The following is a 21,665-nucleotide window of genomic DNA, read 5'->3' on the forward strand; positions in this document are numbered from 1 at the left end:
GCGCGGCGCCCTCGCATGCGTCCGGGGCCCCCGCCTGGCCGTGGGGCCTCGCGAGGAGGCCCCTCCCGCCGCCCCGCCGTGTCACACGGTGGTCGCGAGCAGCTTGCGCAGCAGCCCCGTCAGCTGGTCCCTCTCCTCCTCCGTGAGCGCGGCCTCCAGGGCCGCCCGCTGCTCCGCGAGGCCGGCCTCGACGGCCTGGTCCACCAGTTCCCTGCCGCGCTCGCTGAGGGTGACGCGCAGCCCGCGCCGGTCGTTCGGGTCGGGGCTGCGGGTGAGCAGCCCGGCCTTCTCCAGCTTGTCCAGCCGGCCGGTCATCCCGCCGGTGGTGATCATCAGCGTGGCGGACAGCTGGCGCGGCGAGAGCGTGTAGGGCGCTCCGGACCTGCGCAGCGTCGCGAGCACGTCGAACTCCCCGAGCGCCATGCCGTAGGGCGCGTACGCCTTGTCCACCTTGCCGCGCATCGCGTCCGAGAGCCGGTAGATCCGCCCGAAGACCGCCATGGGGACGGTGTCCAGGTCGGGGCGGACGGCCGCCCACTGGTCGGCGATGGCATCGACGGCGTCATGGCCGGGGGTGTGCGTCTTCATGTCCTCAGGTTCCCTTCTCCGCTCCTCGATCGCAAGAAAGTCACTTACGAAAAAGCCTCTTGCGAGAAAGTAGCTTAGTGGTAAGTTAATCACCACGAAGCCAGTCCGGCGCCCGCCGCTCCGGCACTCCACCGCAGGGGGAACCGTCATGTCCCGCAAGGCAGCAGTCACCGCGCTCACCGCCCTCGCCCCGATCTCCTGGGGCTCCACCTACTTCGTCACCACCGAGTTCCTGCCGCCCGACCGGCCGCTCTTCACCGGCCTCATGCGCGCCCTGCCTGCCGGCCTCGCCCTCCTCGCCCTCACCCGCAAGCTCCCGCAGGGCGCCTGGTGGTGGAAGTCCGCGGTCCTGGGGGCCCTCAACATCGGCGCCTTCTTCCCGCTGCTCTTCCTCGCCGCCTACCGGCTGCCCGGTGGGGTCGCCGCGGTCGTCGGCTCCGTCGGCCCGCTCTTCGTCGTCGGTCTCGCGGCCCTCTTCCTCGGCGAGAGGCCCACGGTGAAGTCCCTGCTCACCGCCGTCGCCGCCGCCTTCGGCGTCAGCCTCGTGGTCCTCAAGGCCGGAGCCGCGTTCGACCTGATCGGGGTGGGCGCCGGACTGCTCTCCTCCCTCTCGATGTCCGCCGGCATCGTCTTCACCAAGCGCTGGGGCCGCCCCGAGGGAGTCGGCGCCCTCGCGGTCACCGGCTGGCAGCTCACCGCCGGCGGCCTGGTCATCCTGCCCATCGCCTTCCTGGTCGAGGGCGCCCCGCCGGCCCTGACCGGCACCAACCTGGCCGGCTACGCCTACCTCGCCTTCGGCAACACCGCGATCTCGTACTTCCTCTGGTTCCGCGGCATCGAGCGGCTCAGCGCCTCCTCGGCCACCCTCCTCGGTCCCCTCTCGCCGATCACCGCGGCCGTCATCGGCTGGGCGGCGCTCGGTCAGGCCCTCGGCCCGGTGCAGGTCCTCGGCATGGCGATCGCCTTCGGCGCCACCCTGGTCGGCCAGTTGAACCCCCGCGCCACCGAGACCCCCCGGGCTCCCGAGGCTCCCGAGGTCGAATCGTTCAGTGCAACTGAAAAGAACGGTCAGGAAGTTTCGATGGACCTGGAGGGTTCGGGGGCGCGACGGTAGCGGGCATGAGCCTGATCACCGCCCGCAACCCGACCACCGCCACCGACAGCACCACCGCACCCACCGAGAGGCCGGCACCCGCCAAGGGCGCCGGCCTCGGCGTGCTCCTCGCCCTCCTCGCCACCGTCGTCTGGTCCGGCAGCTTCGTCGTCGCCCGCGCCCTCCACGACACGGTCCCCCCGGTCCAGGCCGCCTTCTGGCGCTGGATCGTGGCCCTCGTCGCCGTCGCCCCGCTCGCCGCCCGCGAGACCTGGCGCCAGCGCCACCTGATCCGGCGTCACCTCCGCTTCCTCGCCCTCGCCTCGCTGCTCGGCATCACCGTCTACAACACCCTGGTCAACCAGGCCGGGACCGCCACCTCCGCCGGCAACATGGGCATGATCATGGCCGCGTCCCCGGTCCTCATGGCGGTCTTCGCCCGCCTCGGCGGCAACCGCCTCGGCCCGCGCCGCACCACCGGCATGCTCATCGCCTGCGCCGGCGTCCTGCTCCTCGTCAGCAAGGGCTCGCTCAGCCCGGACCTCGCCACCGGCGACCTCTGGGTCACGGCCGCGGCCCTCTGCTTCGCCTCCTACAGCGCCCTCCTCAAGCGCCGCCCCGCCGAACTCGGCGGCCTCGCCTTCCTCTTCACCACCTTCTCCCTCGGCGCCCTCATGCTCCTCCCGGCGTACGGGATGAGCCTCGCCGTCCAGGGCGGCTTCGAGCCCACCACCGGCACCGTCGGCCCCCTCGTCTACGTCGGCGTCCTCTCCTCCGCCGTCGCCTTCTTCGCCTGGAACAAGGCCGTCACCCTGATCGGCGCCGCCCGCGCCGGGATCGTCTACTACCTCCAGCCGGTCTGCGTCGCCCTCCTCTCGTACGTCCTCCTCGGCGAACGGCTCGGCCTCCTCGGCGGCGCGAGCATGGTCCTCATCCTCGGCGGAGTGGCCCTGAGCTCCGCCCCCTAGGGCCTGTCTTTCGGATCAGGCCGGGCGGAGGCACCCGGGCGGACAGGGCCCGCTATGTTGCGCCCCATGACCGAGTGGGACATCAAGAAGCTCCAGATCCTCCGCACCCTCCGCGACCGCGGCACCGTCACCGCGACCGCGGAGGCGCTGCTCATGACCCCCTCGGCCGTCTCCCAGCAGCTCACCAACCTCGCCAAGCAGCTCGGCGTGCGGCTCCTGGAGGCCCAGGGCCGCCGGGTCCGCCTCACCGACGCCGCCCATCTGGTGCTGCGCCACGCGGAGGTGGTCTTCGCCCAGCTGGAGCGCGCCGACGCCGAACTCGACGGCTACCTGCGGGGCGAGGCCGGCCAGGTGCGGGTCGCGGCCTTCCCGACGTCCGTGCCCGCGCTCCTCGTCCCCGCCGTGCGCCAGCTGCGGGCCGCCCACCCCGGGCTCGACGTCCGGATCCGGGAGGCCGAGGCCGCGGAGGCGTACGAGCTGCTCACGGCCGGCGAGGTCGACCTCGCGCTCTCGCTCGCCGCGCACGCGCCCTCCGCGCGCGACCCCAAGTACAGCCGCTTCCCGCTGCTCGCCGACCCCCTCGACGTCGCGCTGCCCGCCGACCACCCGCTCGCCGACGCCCCCGGCCTGCGGCTCGCCGACCTCGCCGCCGAGCCCTGGATCTTCGGCGGCTCGGGACCCTGGTCCGAGATCACCACCGCCGCCTGCGAGGCCGCCGGCTTCGTGCCCGAGCAGGCCCACAGCGCCTCCGGCTGGACCGCGATCCTCGCCATGGTCGAGGCCGGGATGGGGATCGCGCTCGTGCCGCGGATGGCCTCCGCGGACCGCCGGAGCGGGACCGGGGTCGTCATGCGGGTCCTCTCCGCCGACCAGCCGCGCCGCCACGTGGTCGCGGCGGTGCGGAGCGGGGCGGAGGAGGGCCCGGCGGTGGCCCGGGTCCTCGCCGCGCTCCGACAGGCGGCGGCGGCCCGCGAGACCGTGCAGTAGAACCGCCCCCGCGACCGCCCAGCGGAGCCGCCCCTGCAATCGTTCAGCGAAACTGAAATACATCGTCGAAAACATTCGATGGACCGGAGGGCGGGCCGCGCGGGAGAGTCGAAGCCATGAGCAGCCTCGACGCGAACCAGGACCCGCACGCCAACGACGCCGCCCCCTACTCCGGCGGGGACCCCTACGCCGACTACCGCGCCGGTGACTTCCCCTTCACCGAGCTCGTCGACCTCGCCGACCGCCGCCTCGGCGCCGGCGTCGTCGCCGCCAACGACGAGTTCTTCGCCGAGCGGGAGAACCTCCTCGTCCGCGAGCGCGCCGTCTTCGACCCGGAGCACTTCGGCCACAAGGGCAAGATCATGGACGGCTGGGAGACCCGCCGCCGCCGTGGTGCCGACGCCGAGAACGTCTTCCCGGCCCCCGAGGACCACGACTGGGCGATCGTCCGTCTCGGCGCCCCCGGCGTCATCCGCGGGATCATCGTCGACACCGCCCACTTCCGCGGCAACTACCCGCAGAAGGTCAGCATCCAGGCCGCCGCCGTCGAGGGTTCGCCCAGCCCCGCCGAGCTGCTCGACGCGAAGTGGGAGGAGCTCGTCCCGCCCACCCCCGTCCGCGGCCACGCCGCCAACGGCTTCACCATCGACGCCGAGCGCCGCTTCACCCACGTACGGCTCTGCCAGCACCCCGACGGGGGCGTCGCCCGGCTCCGCGTCCACGGCGAGGTCGTGCCCGACCCCGAGTGGCTGGAGCTCCTCGGCACCCTCGACCTGATCGCCGTGCTCAACGGCGGCTCCTACGAGGACGCCTCGGACAGGTTCTACTCCTCGCCGACCCAGATCATCCTGCCCGGCACCTCCCGCAAGATGGACGACGGCTGGGAGAACCGCCGCCGCCGGGTCCGCGGCACCAACGACTGGGTCCGCTTCAAGCTCGTCGCCCAGGGCGCCGTCCGCGCCGTCGAGATCGACACCGCCTACCTCAAGGGCAACTCGGCCGGCTGGATCGCGCTCCAGGGCCGCAACGGCGAGCCGGGCGAGTGGTTCGAGATCATCCCGCGCACCCGCCTCCAGCCCGACACCCTGCACCGCTTCAAGCTGCCCGCGCAGGCCGTCGTCACCCACGTCCGCCTCGACGCCTTCCCCGACGGCGGCGTCGCCCGGATGCGGCTCCACGGGGCGCTCACGGAGCAGGGCGCGGCCGACCTGCGCGCCCGGTACGCGGCGCTCGGCGGCTGAGCGGCGAGCCCACACGCTTCCGCCCGGCGGCGCGGCCGCGCGCCGACGCCCGTCCGCCGGGCGGACTCCAAGCACGGCGAAGGGGCGCCTCCGTGGGGGAGGGCGCCCCTTCGTCGTTCGAACGGTGCGGACTACTTCGCGGCCGCCGCGTCGGCCGCCCGCGCCCTCAGCGCGCGCTCGACGCCCGCGCGGGACTCCGTCACCATGCGCCGCAGCGCCGGGACCGGGTCGTTCGCGGCGATCCACGCGTCCGTCGCGTCCAGCGTCTCCTGCGAGACCTGGAGCGTCGGGTAGAGGCCGACCACGATCTGCTGGATCATCTCGTGGCTGCGGGTCTCCGAGACGTGCTTGATCGACGCGAAGTACTTCTCCGCGTACGGGGCGAGCAGCTCGCGCTGGTCGGCCTGGACGAAGCCGCCGATGACGGCCTCCTGCACGGCGTTCGCCAGCTTCTCGGACTCGACGACCGAGGCCCAGGCCTCCGCCTTCGCCGCCTCCGTCGGACGGGCCGCGCGCGCGGTCGCCGCGTGCCGCTCGCCCGCCGCCGTGGGGTCGCGCTCCAGCTCGGCCGCGATCTCCGGCTCGTCGTAGACGCCGGTGGCCGCGAGGCGCTGCACGAACGCCCAGCGCAGCTCGGTGTCCACCGCCAGGCCCTCGATCGACTCGCGTCCCTCCAGGAGGGCCGCCAGCAGGTCCAGCTGCTGCGGGGTGCGGGCGGTCGCCGCGAAGGCGCGCGCCCACGCCAGCTGGTGGTCGCCGGCGGGCTCGGCCGCGCGCAGGTGCGTGAGCGTCGCGTCCGTCCAGAGGGCCAGGCCGGCCTCGCGCCACTCCGGCGCCGCGTACAGGTCGAGCGCGGCCTTCACCTGGCCGTGGAGCGACTGCACCACGCCGATGTCGGACTCCTTGGTGATGTTCGAGAGCACCAGGTCCAGGTAGTCGCGGGTGGCCAGCTCGCCGTCGCGGGTCATGTCCCAGATCGAGGCCCAGCAGAGGGCGCGCGGCAGGGACTCGGCGATGTCGCCGAGGTGCGCGGTGACGTTCGCCAGGGACTCCGCGTCGAAGCGGACCTTGGCGTACGACAGGTCGTCGTCGTTGAGGAGGACGACCGCCGGGCGGGCCTTGCCGACCAGCTGCTCCACGGCGGTCAGCTCGGCCGCCGCGATGTCCAGCTCCAGGCGGTCGGTGCGGACCAGCTTGCCGGACCCGTCCAGGTCGTAGAAGCCGATCGCGATGCGGTGCGGGCGGAGCACGGCCTCGCCCTTGGCACCGGCGGGCAGCGCGGGGGCCTCCTGGCGGACGGCGAAGGCGGTGATGGCGCCGTTCCCGTCGGTCTCGATCTCCGGGCGGAGGACGTTGATGCCGGCCGTCTCCAGCCACGCCTTCGACCAGGTCTTCAGGTCACGGCCGGAGGTCTCCTCCAGGGCGCCGAGGAGGTCGGACAGGCGGGTGTTGCCGAAGGCGTGCGCCTGGAAGTAGGCCTGCACGCCCTTGAAGAACTCGTCCTGGCCGACGTAGGCCACGAGCTGCTTCAGGACCGAGGCGCCCTTGGCGTACGTGATGCCGTCGAAGTTGACGAGCACGTCCTCCAGGTCGTTGATCTCGGCCATGATCGGGTGCGTCGACGGCAGCTGGTCCTGGCGGTAGGCCCAGGTCTTCTCCGCGTTGGCGAAGGTGGTCCAGGCGTGCGGCCAGCGGGTGCCCGGCACCGCGGCCTGGCAGGCGACCGAGGTGTAGGTGGCGAACGACTCGTTCAGCCACAGGTCGTTCCACCACTCCATGGTGACGAGGTCGCCGAACCACATGTGGGCGAGCTCGTGCAGGATGGTCTCGGCGCGCCGCTCGTACGCCGCGTCCGTCACCTTCGAGCGGAAGACGTACTGGTCGCGGATGGTGACCGCGCCGGCGTTCTCCATCGCGCCCGCGTTGAACTCCGGCACGAACAGCTGGTCGTACTTGGCGAAGGGGTAGTCGTACGCGAACTTCTCCTGGAACCAGTCGAAGCCCTGGCGGGTCACGTCGAAGATGTGGTCCGCGTCGAGGAACTCGGCCAGCGAGGGACGGCAGTAGATGCCCAGCGGGACGACCTGTCCGTCCTTCTCGTACGTCGAGTGCACCGAGTGGTACGGGCCGACGATCAGGGCCGTGATGTACGTGGAGATGCGCGGGGTCGGCTCGAAGCGCCATACGGTCGAATCGGGGCCCTCGGGCTTCGGCGTCGGCGAGTTCGAGATCACCGACCAGCCGCTCGGCGCCTTCACGGTGAACTGGAAGGTCGCCTTCAGGTCGGGCTGCTCGAACGAGGCGAAGACCCGCCGCGCGTCCGGCACCTCGAACTGGGTGTACAGATAGGCCTGGTCGTCGACCGGGTCGACGAAGCGGTGCAGGCCCTCACCGGTGTTGGTGTACGCGCAGTCGGCGACGACCTTCAGCTCGTTGCGGCCCAGGGCGAGGCGGTCGAGCGCGATCCGCGAGTCGCGGAAGACGGCGGCGACGTCGAGCGCGCGGCCGTTGAGCACGACCTCGTGGACGGCGGGGGCGACGAGGTCGATGAAGGTCTCGGCGCCGTCCTCGGCGGAATCGAAGCGGACGGTGGTGACGGACCGGTAGGTGCCGCCCTCCTGCGCACCGGTGAGGTCGAGTTCGACCTCGTACGCGTCCACGGTCAGCAGCGCCGCCCGCTGCTGAGCCTCTTCACGGGTCAGGTTGGTCCCAGGCACCCGGTCAACTCCTCGGTTTCGTGACGTTTGGGCCATCCTTCCACGCGCCGGCTCAGCGGCGCACGGAACATTTCCACGGCCCGTCACCGCTGATCCGCAGCAGCCCCGGCCCCGGCACCGGGGCGCTCACCCGGACCTCGCCGATCTCGTTCACCAGCAGGTCCTGCTCCTCGTCGTCGTAGAGCGGGTCCAGCGGCGGGGTGTGCTGGTGGACCGTGAAGTCGGACTCCCCGTGGTGCGCGAAGTCGAGCACCCCGGCCGGCCCCTCGTAGATCACCAGATCGTGTGCGAGGCCCTCCACCCGGCTGTCGAAACGGCGGGCGTGGGAGAGCGGCAGCACCCGCAGCGTCCACGGTGTGTCGGCCTCCACCCGCAGGGACAGCGGGCGGGCGCGCGGGACGAGGGCGACGGTACGCGCGCGTACGTCGTCCTCGTACGCCGTGAGCAGGTACTCCTCGGCCCGCCCGTACGCGTCGCAGGACTCGATCGTGGTGGACAGCGAGTGGTACGACTCGATCTCCAGGAGCACCCAGTGCCCCGCCGGGAGGCCCGGGTCGCAGTGCACGGTCTTCTTGCCGCGTCCCTGGTACACGGAGGGCCGGAACTCCCCGCCGTACGGATCGGCCACCGGCACGGGCGGGGCGGCGGGCGCCGGGGGAGGGGGCGGCGGGACGTAGCCGGGGCCCGGGATCGGCGGCGGCGGGTGCTCCACCACGATGCCGAAGTCCGTCGCGAGCCCGGCGAGCCCCGAGGCGTACCCCTGACCGACCGCGCGGAACCGCCAGCCGCCGTCCCGCCGGTAGAACTCGCCGAAGACGAAGGCGGTCTCCGTCGTCGCGTCCCCGATCGCGCAGTACGCCACGGGGTTCCCGGCCCCGTCGGTGACCCGCACGTCGAGGCCGGGCACCTCCCCGAAGGAGCCCCCGTCGGCGGAGGCGGCGATCACCAGGCGCCCCACGTCGGGCTCCACGCGCGCGAGGTCCAGCCACAGCCAGTCCGCGGCCGGGCTGCCGGGAGCGCCCGGGGCCGACTTCCCCAGGTGCCGGACGGCCCCCGAGGGGTGCTCGGCGTGGTTGTAGAAGACCAGATCGGCGTCGCCCCGCACCCGCTCCCCGGCGCCGAGGAGCAGCGCGGAGACGTCCACGTCGGGCACCCCGTGCCCGGTGCGCCAGCTGACCGCGACGTGAAGGGCCTGCGGGGGCACCGGGAGGTCGGCCCCCTTGGGTATCTGGGTCATGGGGGAACTCTGGCACGGGCGGGCACGCCGGAGGGGCGGCTCCCCGCAACGGGAAGCCGCCCCTCCGGTCGGGGGCCGACCGGTGTCAGCCCTTGAGCTCGGCCGCGACGAGCTCCGCGATCTGCACGGCGTTCAGCGCCGCGCCCTTGCGCAGGTTGTCGTTGGAGAGGAAGAGCGCCAGGCCGTTCTCGACGGTCTCGTCCACGCGGATGCGGCCCACGTAGGAGGCGTCCTTGCCGGCCGCCTGGAGCGGGGTGGGGATCTCGGAGAGCTCGACGCCCTCGGCGTCCTCGAGCAGCTCGTAGGCGCGCTCGACGCTGATCGGACGCTCGAAGCGCGCGTTCACCTGGAGGGAGTGACCGGAGAAGACCGGGACGCGGACACAGGTGCCCGAGACCTTGAGCTCCGGGATCTCCAGGATCTTGCGGGACTCGTTGCGGAGCTTCTGCTCCTCGTCGGTCTCGAAGGAGCCGTCGTCGACGATCGAGCCGGCGAGCGGGAGCACGTTGAAGGCGATCGGGCGCTTGTAGACGCCGGGTTCCGGGTACTCCACGGCCTCGCCGTCGTGGGTCAGCTCGGTGGCGCGCTCGGCGACGGCCTTGACCTGCCCGTCCAGCTCCGCGACACCGGCCACGCCCGAGCCGGAGACGGCCTGGTAGGTGGTGGCGACGAGCGCGGTGAGGCCGGCCTCCTGGTGGAGCGGCTTGAGGACCGGCATGGCGGCCATCGTGGTGCAGTTCGGGTTGGCGATGATGCCCTTGGGGCGGTCCTTGATCGCGTGCGGGTTGACCTCGGAGACCACCAGGGGCACCTCGGGGTCGCGGCGCCAGGCGGAGGAGTTGTCGATCACGACGGCGCCCTGCGAGGCGACCTTCTCGGCGAGGGCCTTGGAGGTGGCGCCGCCGGCGGAGAAGAGCACGATGTCCAGGCCGGTGTAGTCGGCGGTGGAGGCGTCCTCGACCGTGATGCCGTCGACGACCGTGCCGGCGGAGCGGGCGGACGCGAAGAGCCGCAGCTCGTCGACCGGGAAGTTCCGCTCGGCCAGGATCTTCCGCATGACTGTGCCGACCTGACCGGTGGCTCCGACGATTCCGACCTTCACGGGGACTCCTCCGTACGCGTGTGCAGGGTGCTGCCGGTCCATGATGCGTATGTCCCCGCCCGCCTTGTCCAATCCATTGTCCAAGGGGCGGGACGCGTCGTGGACGACGATCTTCCGGACGCGGAAGGGGCGGGCACCGGTTCCGGTGCCCGCCCCTCGCTCCGGCGCTGTTACGGGGTGACCGCGCCGATCAGGACGCTGCCGGTGCCCGCGACGGTGCCGCGCGCGTTGAGCAGCTGGACCTCGCCGAAGAACTGGCGTCCCTCGGGGGCCGCGCCGGCGACGACGACCTCGGCCGCCACCGGGGCGGTGGCGCCGTTGGCCAGGGTGACCGGCTTCGACTCGTCGACCTTCACGGTGCCGAGCGCGGACGAGTAGTACACGTCCTTGTAGTCGTACGTGGTGCCGCCCGCGGCCTGGACCGAGTAACCGTCGATGACGACGGTGTACGTGCCCGCGGCCGGCTTCAGGAGGGAGACGGACTCCTCCGAGTCGCCGTCCGCCGACTGGCCGACGGTCTTGCCGTTCAGCGTGACCGTGAGGTCGAGGTCGGCGGCCTTGTCGGACGTGTTGCCGATGGCGATGTCGAGCCGCTCCACGCCCTCACCGATGGTGACGGTCTTCGTGTGCTTCTCGTGGTGCTGGATGGTCGGCGTCTCGCTCTTCTGCGAGCCGAGCGAGCCGCCCTTGAGCGTGCCCGCGATGCCCGCGAAGCGGTTGGTGACCGTCCACTGGACCGCGGCCGGGGTGCCGATCTTCGCCTCGGCGACCGTCTGCACGGCCGGGTCGAAGTCGACGCCGAGGGCGGTGACGTTCAGTGTGTACGGGTTGTCCAGGTCCGGCGACGTGCGGCGGGACTCGACCTCGATCTCCCAGACGCCCGGCGTCGGGTCCTGGTAGGACCGCAGGTCCGGGCGGCAGGTGTTGGCCGGGTTGTAGTGCGGGTAGCACTGCGTGGTGGCGCTGTCCTCGATGCCCACGCCGACCGGGTGGATCGAGATGAACCGGGTCTGGCTCTTCTCCTTCAGACCGCCCAGCGCGACCTCCAGCGTCTTGGCGCCCTCGGGCACGGTGACGAAGTAGGACTTGCTGCTGTTGCGCTGCACCGAGCCGGTGGCGGAGAAGCCGTAGCCCGGGGCGACCAGGTCGTTCGCGACGACCGTGGTGGCGAGGATCTGCTTGTCGACGCCCTCGGTGAAGAAGTCGTCGGCCTCCAGGATGACGCTGTGCGCGCCCGCGGTGGTCGGGCGGGCCTGGAGCTTGACGGTGACCGGCTTGTTCAGCGGCAGCGCGACGAGGTCGTCGCCGAGGATGCGGAAGGTGCCGTCGTTGTACTTCAGGCTCAGCTCGTGCCAGACCGGCCGGTTCGGGCCGCTGGTACGGGTGATCGTGACGTCGTAGACCTTCTTCTGGCCGACCTTGAGGCCGCCCTCGCGGTCGTACACACCGGTGCCGGTGTGCGGGGCCGGGAAGATCACGGTGTCGACCGGGGCCTGGACCTTGTAGTCGTGGGCGGTGGCGCCGTCCTTGATCGACTCCCAGGCCTCGCCGATGTCGATGAGGCCCGAGCCCTGCTCGTGCGCGGCGACACCGGGGATGCGCTTCGCGGTGGAGGTCAGCGCGGTCCGCAGGGTGAGCGGGGAGAGCGCGATGCCCTTCTGCTTCGCGGCGGAGATCAGCAGCGCGCTCGCGCCCGCCGCCTGCGGCGAGGACATCGAGGTGCCGTTGAGCATGCCGTAGCCGGCGGGCAGGGTGTAGCCCGACTCGGCGACGCCGGCGCCCGGCTGCCAGGTCGGGATGGTGTTCACGGCCGAGCCGGGGGCGGTGATGGTCGGGGTGAAGCCGCCGTCCTCACGCGGGCCGCGCGAGGAGAAGGGGAACATGGCGTACTTCTTCTCGACGGCCGAGCCGTAGTTGGCGGCCCAGGTCGTCTGGGAGACGGCCGCGCCGACCGAGAGGACCTTGTCGGCCAGGCCGGGGTCGCCGATCGTGTTGATGCCGGGGCCCTCGTTGCCGGCCGAGATGACCAGCTGGACGCCGTACTGGTCGATCAGGCGGGTGTAGAGGCGCGAGCGGACGTTGTCGCCGTCGTTCTGCTGCGGCAGGCCGCCGATCGACATGTTGACGATGTCGACGCCGCGGTTGACGACGAGGTCCGTCATGCCCTCGGTGAGGGCGGTGTTGGTGCAGCCGCCGGACCAGGTGCACGCGCGCGAGGAGACGATCTTCGCGCCGGGCGCGGCGCCGTTCATCTTCCCGCCGAAGAGGCTGTGGGCGGCGGTGATGCCGGCGACGTGGGTGCCGTGCGAGGACTCGACGAGACCGATGTTGACGAAGTCGCGCTTCTGGCCGACCCAGGTCCCGCCCAGCGGGTCCATCGGGACGTCCTTGCGGATCTCGACGACGAACGGGGTGCGCTCGGCGACCTCGGTGGCCGGGTTGTCGGTACCGAAGTATCCGATCTGGTACCCGTCCTTGTACGGCTTCATCGGCGCGTTGTCCGTGAAGTCGTTGTTCTGGTCGGTGTCCACGCGGACGGTTCCGGCGGCCGGGTCGTACAGCATGCCGAAGACGTCGGTGGTGTCGCCGTCCCGGTTGATGTCGCCCTTCGGGTCGCCGCCCGCGGTGGCCGCCTCGGAGAAGCGGCTGAACTGGTAGGAGCCCGCCGGGGCCGTCCAGCTCTGCGTGGCGGCGGTGAAGACCGGGCCGGTGACCGGGGTGACCTGGGCGCGCCAGGTGGCGTCGCCCTCGGTCAGAGGGTCGGTGGCGGTCACCCAGTCGACGATCTTGCGCTCGCCGGTGGTGGTCGTCTGCAGGGCCGGGTGGCCGAGGTCGACGCCGGAGTCCAGGATGCCGATGGTCACGCCGCGGCCGTCGGCCCTGGGGTGCTCCTTGACGAAGTCGACCGCGCCCGTCTCGTACGAGGGGTTGTACGGGTTCTTCGCCGGGGTGTCCTTGCCCGGGGCGGGGTACGTCGTGGTGACGGTGGTGCCGGAGACGGCACCCGTCGCGGCACCCGCGTCCGGCGTCGGGTCGTCCAGCGCGATCTCGGCCTGGAGGTCGACGGACTGGACGGAGGACAGCTGGGTGGCGGCCTTGATGGCGGCCGCGGCCTTGGCGGTCGGCAGGGTCGCGCGGACGTAGCCGAGCGCGTCCTGCTGCTTGCCGACCGAGGCGCCGGAGACGGCGTCGAGCTGGGCGGCGACCTGCTCGGTGGCGCCGGGGACGGTGGCGACGAGGACGGTGACGTTCTTCTCGCCGCTCGCCTGGGCCTCGGTGAGCCGCTGGGCGTCGATGGCGCCGAGCTTGTCGGCGGGGTCCGAGGACTTGACCGGGGGAGTGGTGGCCGGGTCTTCGGCGGCGAGCACGGGCGCGGCGCCGGTCGCGACGAGCGCGGCGACGAGTCCGGCGGCGGCCGCGATGCGGGCCACGCGTCTGGGCCCGTGCGTCGAGCTTCCGGGTATGGAGCTCTGGGTTTCGGGGGTGGTCATTTACATCCCTGTTGGTGAAAGGAGGGCGTCCGGATTCCGATACCGGATGACCGCTCAGCCTTTCGCAAGAGACAGGGTTTTGGGGAGAGTTGCCCCGCGCCGGATTGCCGCCGCGGCACAAACCCGCCAGCGCCGTGGACGCGCCACGCGGGACGAACTCGCCCGTACGGGGGCGAGTCGCCTCGGCGCGGCGGTCAGCCCTCCTTGGTCCGGGCGTAGTGGCGGGAGGCCTTGGCGCGGTTGCCGCAGACCGCCATCGAGCACCAGCGGCGGGTGCCGTTCCGCGAGGTGTCGAAGAAGTGCAGGACGCAGGCCTCGTGGGCGCAGGCCCGGATCCGGTCGGGCGCCGTGCGCAGCAGGTCGAGGTAGTCGCGGGCGGCGGTCCAGCCGGGCCCCCAGGCGGGGTCCGCGAACTCCGCCTCCTCGCCGGGGCCCTCGGCGGTGAGCGTGGCCCGGATGCGGCCGTGGTCGAGGACGGCGTCGACCCGCGCGGTGGCGGCGGGGTCGCCCGGGCGGTCGACGAGCGCGGCGAGCGCGTCCCGGGCGGCGAGGGTGTGCCGCAGGGTGGTCGCGTCGGCGGCGAACCGCTCGGCCAGGCCGTTGGCCGCGAGCCAGACGGCGAGGCCCTCGGTCTCCGACAGCAGGTCCCGGCGGACGCCTTCCTCGTTCCAGCGGGTGTTGAGCAGGTCGAGGGAGACGGGCTCGCCGGTGAGCGGCCGGGGGTCGATGGCGGTCATGGCGGACACCCTCCTCGATGGGGCTAACCCCTCAAGGGTACGTGAGCGGTTGACTCTCTCCCTGTCTAACCCCTAAAGTCGAAGTGAGAGGTTAGCCCGAGGGGGCGGCCGCACCGGAGAGGGAACCCTCATGTCCACGATCGGCACACTCGCCACCCACCACGTCGGCCTCAACGTCACCGACCTCGGACGCTCGCTCGCCTTCTACGGCGACGTCCTCGGCTTCGAGCTCCTCGGCGAGGGCGAGGAGAAGGACAGCCGCTACGCCTTCCTCGGTCAGGACGGCCGCCTGGTCCTCACCCTCTGGCAGCAGGCCGACGGCGCCTACGACCCGGGCCGGCCCGGCCTCCACCACCTCGCCTTCGAGGCCGAGTCCATCGAGCACGTCCGCGCCGCCGAGGCCGCGCTCACCGCGCGCGGCGCCTCCTTCGCGTACGAGGGCGTCGTCGCCCACCGCGAGGGCGCGGCCTCCGGCGGCATCTTCTTCCACGACCCCGACGGCACCCGCCTGGAGATCTCGGTCCCGAAGGGGGCGGAGGGCGCCGAAGCCCCCAGCGAAACGGCCCCGACCTGCGGCTTCTTCTAGTCGCGCACCCAGCACCCCGACCCCCACCACCCGGAGGCCCCCGTGAACACCGCCTACCACCCCGGCTCCCTGGCCGTACAGGCGCGCGAGGGCGTCCAGGACCTCGCCGCACATGTGGGCCGCTCCATAGGGAACGGCATCCGCCCCGTCGCCGCCGCCTTCCTCGAAGCCCAGCCGATGCTGATGCTCGGCGCGGCGGACGCCGAGGGCCGCGTCTGGGCCCGCCTGCTCACCGGCGCGCCCGGCTTCGTCCGGGCCACCGGTCCCCACACGGTCTCCGTGGCCGCGGCGCTCCCCGAGGGCACGCCCGACGGAGCCCCCGTCGGCACCCTCGCCCTCGACCCCCGCACCCGCCGCCGCATGCGCCTCAACGGCACCGCGAGGACCAGCCCGCGCGGCTTCACGATCGAGGCCGAACAGGTCTTCTCCAACTGCCCGAAGTACCTCCAGAAGCGCGAGTGGTACGGCTCCGAGCCCGCCGGTCCCGAGGCGGGCGCCGCGCGGCACGGCGAGGAGCTCACCCCCGACCAGGCGCGCGGGATCAGGGCCGCCGACACCTTCTTCATCGCGACCGCCGCCCCGGACGGCCTCGACGTCAGCCACCGCGGCGGCAACCCCGGCTTCGTGCGGGTCGACTCGCCCCGGGAGCTCAGCTGGCGCGACTACCCGGGCAACGCGATGTTCCTGACCCTCGGCAACCTGGAGTCGGACGGCCGCGCGGGGCTGCTCTTCCTGGACTGGGAGACGGGGCGGACGCTCCGGCTCACCGGCCTCGCGCACACCGAGTACGGCCCCGAGGGCCGTGTGACCCGCTTCCGCGTCGACCGCACGGTCGAGCTCCCGGCCGGCAGCCCCCTGCGCTGGTCGCCCCCGGAGTACTCCCCGGCCAACCCGTAGATCCGGAGAACCCGTTGACGACCCTCACCCCCGCCCCGGCCCGCCCCGCCGCCCCGCCCCGCCCCCGCCCCGCGATCGTGCTCGCCTCCACGGCCGCCGCCGTCACCGCGCTCCTCCTCCTCGTCGCGGTCGGCACGGTCCTCCGCCAGCCCCTGCTCATCCCGCCCCTCGCCGCCAGCATGGCGCTCGTGGCGGGCGCCCCCGACCTGCCGCTCTCCCAGCCGCGCTCGGTCGTCGGCGGTCAGCTGCTCTCCGCCCTCACGGGCTTCGCGGTCCTCGCCCTGGCCGGGCCGGGCCCGTGGAGCGCCGCCGTCGCGGGCGGCCTCGCGCTCGGCGTGATGCAGCTCGCCCGCACCCCGCACTCGCCCGCCGCGGCCACGGCCGTGATCGTCGCCCTCCAGGCACCGGCCTTCTGGTCGTTTCTCGGCCTTCTCGCCCTCGCCTCCCTCCTCCTGGTCGCCGTCGGACTCGCGGCCGCCCGTGTCACGGGGCGGACGTATCCCGCGTACTGGCTCTAATCTCGGTCCATGCAGCAGGAGTTGAGGGTGGCGGCCTACGCCGTGTGCGTCCGGGGCGACGAGATCCTCCTCGCCCGCTGGGTCGCGAGGGACGGCGTCAAGCGGTGGACCCTGCCGGGCGGCGGCATGGACCACGGCGAGGATCCCGTCCGCACCGTCGTCCGCGAGGTCGAGGAGGAGACCGGCTACCTGACCGAGCCGACCGCGCTCCTCGGCATCGACTCCATCCGGCGCTCATGGCTCCGCCGGCTCGGCGGGCCCGGCGACTGGCAGGGACTGCGGATCATCTACGAGGCCCAGGTCACCGGAGGTGCCCTGCGCAACGAGACCGGCGGCTCCACCGACCTCGCCGCCTGGCACCCGCTCGGCTCCGTGCCCTCCCTCACCCGTGTCGAACTCGTCGACATCGGCCTCGACCTGTGGCGCGAGAGGCCCCCCGTCGGCCGCTCCCGCCTCACCGATCCGGCGAACGGCTGACCCCCCTCTCGCAACGGCCGAAAACGGCTCAACCACCAAGATCGCTCTCAACCCGTCCCCGGGCTCCCGAGGTCCCCTCCCGTGACCGATCACGTTCACGTCCGTACGCCAGGGGAGCCCGCATGTCAGCCGCACGCACCGCCCGCACCGTCCTCGCCACCACCCTCGTCGCGGGCCTCACGGCCACCGTCCTCGCCACCCCCGCCCTCGCGGCCACGGCGGCCCCCGCGAAGACGCGCCACGCGGCCACCCAGCAGGCCCTGGACGCGGCCGTCGCCGACGGCGTGCCCGGCGCCGTCGCCCAGGCCCGCGACGGACGCGACCACTGGACCGGCACCGCCGGTGAGCGCAAGGGCCACGACCGCTACCGGGTCGGCTCCATCACCAAGACGTTCACCGCCACCGTCCTCCTCCAGCTCCAGGCGGAGGGCCGCATCGACCTCGACGACCCGGTCGAGAAGTGGCTCCCCGGCGTCGTCCGGGGCAACGGCCACGACGGCCGGAAGATCACCGTCCGCCAGCTCCTCAACCACACCAGCGGCATCTACAGCTACACCGAGGACCCCGCCTTCCAGGAGAAGGTCTTCGGCCCCGGCTTCCTGCGGCACCGCTACGACACCTGGACCCCGCGACAGCTCGTCTCCGTCGCCATGGCCCACAGGCCCGACTTCGTCCCCGGCGCCTCCTGGAACTACTCCAACACCAACTTCGTCCTCGCCGGCATGGTGATCGAGAAGGTCACCGGCCGCCCGTACGGCAAGGCCGTCGAGAACCGGATCATCAAGCCGCTCAAGCTCCGCGCCACCACCGTCCCCGGGACCCGCTCGGCCATGCCGGAGCCCAGCAGCCCGGCGTACTCCAAGCTCTCCCGGGACGTGAACGCCCCCGTGCACGACGTCTCCGACCTCAACCCGAGCATCGCGGGCGCGGCGGGCGAGATGATCTCCGACTCCCGCGACCTGCAGACCTTCTACCGGGCCCTGCTCAAGGGCCGGCTCCTCACGAAGGACGGCCTGAAGGAGATGACCACCACGGTCCCGATCTCCCCCGAGTACCCGAACGTGGGCTACGGCCTCGGTCTGATGAAGGACAGGCTGAGCTGCGGGGTGGAGGTCTGGGGCCACGGCGGCGGCATCCACGGCTCGTCGTCCCTCGCCCAGGTGACCCGCGACGGCGAACACTCGCTCGCAGGCAACTTCAACGCCGACTGGGCGGGCGACAGCCAGAAGGTCATCGAGGCCGAGTTCTGCGGGACGACCGCCACGACCGGCACCGCCCCGAAGGAGTAGCGCTCACCGGGGCAGGACGACGACGTACGCCGCGGGCTGCCGGTCCGCCGCGGCCATCAGGGCCGTGCGGACCACGGTGGCCTGCTGGTCCATCGCCTCGCGCAGCTTGCGCGGGGTGAGGTGGACGACCGTGATGCCGAGCCGCTCCAGGTGCTCCCGCTTGCGGGTGTACTCGGTCCACAGCTCGTCGTCGTCCTGCCGCGGCGCCCGGGTGTCCAGCTCCACGGCGACCGCCTGGTCCGGCCAGTAGGCGTCCACCCCGCCCAGGTGCGGGCCGCCCGGCAGCCGCAGGTCCACGTTCCACAGCGGGTCCGGCAGCGCGAACTCGCGCACCATCTCGTAGAGCCGCTGCTCGGAGAGCGAGCGCCCCTCGGCGAGCAGCGAGTCCACCGCGTCCACCACGTGCGGCCGGGAGAGCAGCCGGGCCCGGCTCAACTCCCTTACCACCACGCCCGGTTCGCAGTGGCCGCCGCGGACGGCCTCGGTGAGCAGCCGGCGTACCGCCTCCGCGTCCGCGAGGCCCGAGACCGCGTCGGCGACGGCGCGGGCGACCGGGGCGACGGGGAGGCCCGTGAGCTCCACCGGCTCCGGCGACTCGGGGGCGCGCACCACCCGCACCCAGCCGGTCGAGCGCAGCCGCCGGGTGCGCGGGACCAGGACGTCGATCCGGTCCAGGGCGGTGAGCGGGGGAGCGGAGGAGAAGCGGTGCAGGGCCAGCGCGGCGAGTCCGGTGATCATCGCGTCGGGCCCCTGCGCCTGCGGGGGCACGGCCCCGGTCCTGCGGGCGTAGAGCAGCGCGGCCTTCAGCCGGTCCTCGCTGGTGGGCGGCCCGGGCTGGAGCAGGAAGACGCCGGGGAGCAGCTGCTGCCAGCCGCCGGGCCGACAGTGCGCGGCGACCTCGGCGGCGGGGATGCCCTGTGCCCTCAACTGGTCTGCGGACGCGAGGCGTTGCGCACCACCGGTGCGGGAGGAGAGGGGGAGGGGGCGGGGGGTGATGGGGGTGTTGTGGTTCATGCCGGGGGTCTTCCGCTTCCGAAGGCTCCCCTAACCCCTGTTACACGTTCGTCGACATTCCGGGACAACCTCGCCCTAAAGTACGCACGTTCGAGTGCCGATGGGGGCGGCACCCGCACGGGCGCCGCCCCCATCGCCGTACCGGCTAGACCGCCGCGCGGCCGTCACACGCCTGCGCCCGCAGCGCCCGCGCCAGGTCGTCCCGCGCCTCCAGGACGAGGCGGCGCAGCGCCGCCGGGGCCGACTCGTGCTCCGACAGCCACGCGTCCGTCGCGGCGAGCGTCGTCTCGTCGTCCTGGAGCCCCGGGAACAGGCCCCGGACCACGTCGATGCCGATCTGGATCGACCGCTCCTCCCACAGCCGCTCGATCGCCGCGAAGTACTTCTCCGCGTACGGCGCGATCAGTTCGCGCTGCGAGGGCTGGACGAAGCCCGCGATGGTCGCCTCGACCAGCGCGTTCGACAGGGCGTCCGACTCGACGACCTGCGCCCAGGCCTGCGCCTTGACCGCCGCCGAGGGCCGCGAGGCGAGCAGCCGCGTCTGGTGGCGCTTGCCCGTGGCCGTGTCGTCCCGGGCCAGCTCCTCGCCGATCCGGGCCTCGTCCGCGCGGCCGTGGACGGCCAGCGGGGAGAGCAGCGCCCAGCGCAGCTCCTGGTCGACGTCGAGGCCGTCGATCTTCGCCGTGCCGCCGAGCAGCCCCTCCAGGAGCTGGAAGTCGGCGTCGGCGGAGGCGGTCGCCGCGAAGAACCGCGCCCAGGTCAGCTGGTGCTCGCTGCCCGGCTCGGCCGCCCGCAGCTCGCGCAGCCCGCCCTCGGCGAGCAGCCGCCCGCCCTCCTCGCGCCACTCCGGCGCCGCGTAGAGGGTGACGGCCGACTTCGTCCAGCCGTGCACCATCTGCAGGACGCCGATGTCGGTCTCGCGGCCCGCGAAGGCGAGCGCGACGGAGACGAAGTCCCGGGCGGGCATGAGCCCGTCGCGGGTCAGGTTCCACAGCGCCGACCAGCACAGGGCGCGGGCCAGGGGGTCGGTGATGTCGCCGAGGTGCGCCCGGAGGGTCGCGAGCGAGCCCTCGTCGAAGCGGATCTTGCAGTAGGTCAGGTCGTCGTCGTTGACGAGCACCAGGTCGGGCCTCTCCTCGCCCGCGAGCTCGGCGACGACGGTCCGGTCGCCGGTGATGTCGGCCTCGGCCCGGGCGTACCGCACGAGCTCCCCGCCGGAGAGCCGGTAGAGGCCGACGGCGGCGCGGTGCGGACGCAGCTCGTCGCCCTCCTGGACGACGGCGAGCTCGGTGATCCGGCCCTCCGCGTCGTAGGTGACGGCCGGGGTCAGGCTGTTGACGCCGGAGGTCTGGAGCCAGGACTTCGCCCAGGCCCTCATGTCCCGCCCGGAGGTCTCCTCCAGGATCGACAGGAGGTCCGCCAGACGCGTGTTGCCGTAGGCGTGGCGCTTGAAGTAGCGGCGCGCGCCCTCCAGGAACGCGTCCCGCCCGGCGTACGCGACGAGCTGCTTGAGCACCGAGGCGCCCTTGGCGTACGTGATGCCGTCGAAGTTGAGCTTGGCGTCCTCCAGGTCACGGATGTCGGCCGTGATCGGGTGCGTGGACGGCAGCTGGTCGGCGCGGTACGCCCAGGACTTGCGGTTGTTGGCGAAGGTCACCCAGCTGTTGGTGAAGCGGGTCGCCTCGGCGTTCACGAAGGAGCCCATGAAGTCCGCGAAGGACTCCTTCAGCCACAGGTCGTCCCACCACACCATGGTGACCAGGTCGCCGAACCACATGTGCGCCATCTCGTGCAGGATGACGTTGGCCCGGCTCTCGTACGCGGCCTGGGTGACCTTGCCCCGGTAGATGTACTCCTCGCGGAAGGTCACCATGCCCGGGTTCTCCATCGCGCCGAGGTTGTACTCGGGAACGAAGGCCTGGTCGTACTTCCCGAAGGGGTACGGGTAGTCGAAGTTGTCGTGGAAGAAGTCGAAGCCCTGCTTGGTGATCAGGAAGACGTCGTCGGCGTCGAAGTGCTTCGCGAGCGACTTGCGGCACATCGCGCCGAGCGGGATCTCCAGGTCGCCGCGCGTGTAGCTGTCGGTCACGTAGTGGTAGGGGCCCGCCACGACGCACGTGATGTACGTGGAGATCGGCGCCGTCTCCGCGAACCGCCACACGCCCTCGGCGTCCTGCTCGCCCGCGCCGTTCGACCAGACCGTCCAGCCCTCCGGCGCGGTCACCGCGAAGCGGTACGGCGCCTTGAGGTCGGGCTGCTCGAAGTTGGCGTACACCCGGCGGGCGTCGGCCGGCTCGTACTGCGTGTAGAGGTAGACCTCGCCGTCCTCCGGGTCGACGAAGCGGTGCATGCCCTCGCCGGTGCGGCTGTAGGCGCACTGCGCGTCCACCACGAGCGTGTTCTCGTCGGCGAGGCCGTCGAGCGCGATCCGCGCGCCGTCGAAGACCACCGCCGGGTCGAGGGAGCGGCCGTTGAGCGTGACCGCGTTCACCGAGGGGGCGATCAGGTCGACGAACGTGCTCGTGCCCTCGCCGGTGCGGCGGAACCGGATCGTCGTCCGCGAGCGGAAGGTGCGCACCGCCTCGGCGGACTCGCCGACCGCCGACCGCAGGTCGAGGTCGACCTCGTACCCGTCGACGGACAGCAGCGCGGCCCGCTCGTGGGCCTCGTCGCGGGACAGATTCTCACCGGGCACGGTCACTCCTTCGTGGCGCGTTCGAAAC

The 21,665-nt window shown here is 72.6% G+C and carries 17 protein-coding genes; 9 read left to right on the top strand and 8 right to left on the bottom strand.

The genetic code is table 11. From position 1 onward, the window contains the following. Positions 1 to 81: 81 nt before the first annotated feature. Entirely contained in the window at positions 82 to 588 is a 507-nt protein-coding gene (locus ACFYUZ_RS00450) for a MarR family winged helix-turn-helix transcriptional regulator (protein ID WP_389304977.1), read from the bottom strand. Between the two features lie 148 nt (positions 589 to 736). Here ACFYUZ_RS00450 and ACFYUZ_RS00455 point away from each other — a divergent pair, with 148 nt between their 5' ends. The 4 genes from ACFYUZ_RS00455 (at position 737) to alc (ending at position 4,877) form a co-directional block, all read left to right on the top strand. After that, positions 737 to 1,702 carry an EamA family transporter gene (locus ACFYUZ_RS00455; protein ID WP_389304979.1) on the top strand — a complete coding sequence of 322 codons (966 nt, stop codon included), beginning with the start codon at positions 737 to 739 and terminating at the stop codon, positions 1,700 to 1,702. Between the two features lie 5 nt (positions 1,703 to 1,707). Beyond that, positions 1,708 to 2,649, top strand: coding sequence for a DMT family transporter (locus ACFYUZ_RS00460; protein WP_389304981.1), 942 nt, complete (start codon positions 1,708 to 1,710; stop codon positions 2,647 to 2,649). Positions 2,650 to 2,715: 66 nt separating this feature from the next. Further along, positions 2,716 to 3,636 (top strand): LysR family transcriptional regulator, encoded by a 921-nt coding sequence (locus ACFYUZ_RS00465; RefSeq protein WP_389304983.1) that lies wholly within the window; start codon positions 2,716 to 2,718, stop codon positions 3,634 to 3,636. 116 nt (positions 3,637 to 3,752) lie between these two features. Next, positions 3,753 to 4,877: an allantoicase gene (alc, locus tag ACFYUZ_RS00470; protein ID WP_389304985.1), complete on the top strand. Its 1,125-nt coding sequence runs from the start codon at positions 3,753 to 3,755 to the stop codon at positions 4,875 to 4,877. Positions 4,878 to 5,008: 131 nt separating this feature from the next. On the opposite strand, the gene pepN (ACFYUZ_RS00475) is transcribed toward alc, so the two are convergent. From pepN (ACFYUZ_RS00475) to ACFYUZ_RS00495, 5 genes are all read right to left on the bottom strand, one after another. Then, on the bottom strand, positions 5,009 to 7,594 hold the full coding sequence (pepN, locus tag ACFYUZ_RS00475) for an aminopeptidase N (RefSeq protein ID WP_389304987.1): 2,586 nt from the start codon (positions 7,592 to 7,594) through the stop codon (positions 5,009 to 5,011). 52 nt (positions 7,595 to 7,646) lie between these two features. After that, positions 7,647 to 8,831 carry a TerD family protein gene (locus ACFYUZ_RS00480; protein ID WP_389304988.1) on the bottom strand — a complete coding sequence of 395 codons (1,185 nt, stop codon included), beginning with the start codon at positions 8,829 to 8,831 and terminating at the stop codon, positions 7,647 to 7,649. 85 nt (positions 8,832 to 8,916) lie between these two features. Then, entirely contained in the window at positions 8,917 to 9,933 is a 1,017-nt protein-coding gene (locus tag ACFYUZ_RS00485) for an aspartate-semialdehyde dehydrogenase (RefSeq protein ID WP_389304990.1), read from the bottom strand. Positions 9,934 to 10,103: 170 nt separating this feature from the next. After that, on the bottom strand, positions 10,104 to 13,424 hold the full coding sequence (locus ACFYUZ_RS00490) for a S8 family serine peptidase (RefSeq protein ID WP_389304992.1): 3,321 nt from the start codon (positions 13,422 to 13,424) through the stop codon (positions 10,104 to 10,106). A 194-nt stretch (positions 13,425 to 13,618) separates the two neighbouring features. Then, the gene (locus ACFYUZ_RS00495) at positions 13,619 to 14,161 is read right to left on the bottom strand and encodes a CGNR zinc finger domain-containing protein (protein ID WP_389304993.1); all 543 of its coding nucleotides are present in this window, start codon (positions 14,159 to 14,161) and stop codon (positions 13,619 to 13,621) included. Between the two features lie 130 nt (positions 14,162 to 14,291). Between ACFYUZ_RS00495 and ACFYUZ_RS00500 the strand changes: the two genes are divergently transcribed. From ACFYUZ_RS00500 to ACFYUZ_RS00520, 5 genes are all read left to right on the top strand, one after another. Next, positions 14,292 to 14,747: a VOC family protein gene (locus ACFYUZ_RS00500; RefSeq protein WP_389304995.1), complete on the top strand. Its 456-nt coding sequence runs from the start codon at positions 14,292 to 14,294 to the stop codon at positions 14,745 to 14,747. A 42-nt stretch (positions 14,748 to 14,789) separates the two neighbouring features. Further along, complete coding sequence (locus ACFYUZ_RS00505) at positions 14,790 to 15,644, top strand: pyridoxamine 5'-phosphate oxidase family protein (RefSeq protein ID WP_389304997.1); 855 nt, start codon at positions 14,790 to 14,792, stop codon at positions 15,642 to 15,644. A 14-nt stretch (positions 15,645 to 15,658) separates the two neighbouring features. Further along, positions 15,659 to 16,162, top strand: coding sequence for an HPP family protein (locus tag ACFYUZ_RS00510; protein ID WP_389304998.1), 504 nt, complete (start codon positions 15,659 to 15,661; stop codon positions 16,160 to 16,162). A 9-nt stretch (positions 16,163 to 16,171) separates the two neighbouring features. Continuing rightward, complete coding sequence (locus ACFYUZ_RS00515) at positions 16,172 to 16,639, top strand: NUDIX hydrolase (protein WP_389305000.1); 468 nt, start codon at positions 16,172 to 16,174, stop codon at positions 16,637 to 16,639. Between the two features lie 122 nt (positions 16,640 to 16,761). Next, a complete protein-coding gene (locus ACFYUZ_RS00520) occupies positions 16,762 to 17,928 on the top strand; it encodes a serine hydrolase domain-containing protein (RefSeq protein WP_389305002.1) in 1,167 nt (388 codons plus the stop codon). Between the two features lie 3 nt (positions 17,929 to 17,931). Here ACFYUZ_RS00520 and ACFYUZ_RS00525 read toward each other — a convergent pair whose 3' ends face one another. Next, positions 17,932 to 18,942: a hypothetical protein gene (locus tag ACFYUZ_RS00525; protein ID WP_389305004.1), complete on the bottom strand. Its 1,011-nt coding sequence runs from the start codon at positions 18,940 to 18,942 to the stop codon at positions 17,932 to 17,934. Positions 18,943 to 19,087: 145 nt separating this feature from the next. Beyond that, the gene (pepN, locus tag ACFYUZ_RS00530) at positions 19,088 to 21,637 is read right to left on the bottom strand and encodes an aminopeptidase N (protein ID WP_389305005.1); all 2,550 of its coding nucleotides are present in this window, start codon (positions 21,635 to 21,637) and stop codon (positions 19,088 to 19,090) included. Positions 21,638 to 21,665: the final 28 nt, after the last annotated feature.

This window comes from Streptomyces sp. NPDC004266 (genome assembly GCF_042874095.1).
In the GTDB taxonomy this organism is placed as follows: domain Bacteria; phylum Actinomycetota; class Actinomycetes; order Streptomycetales; family Streptomycetaceae; genus Streptomyces.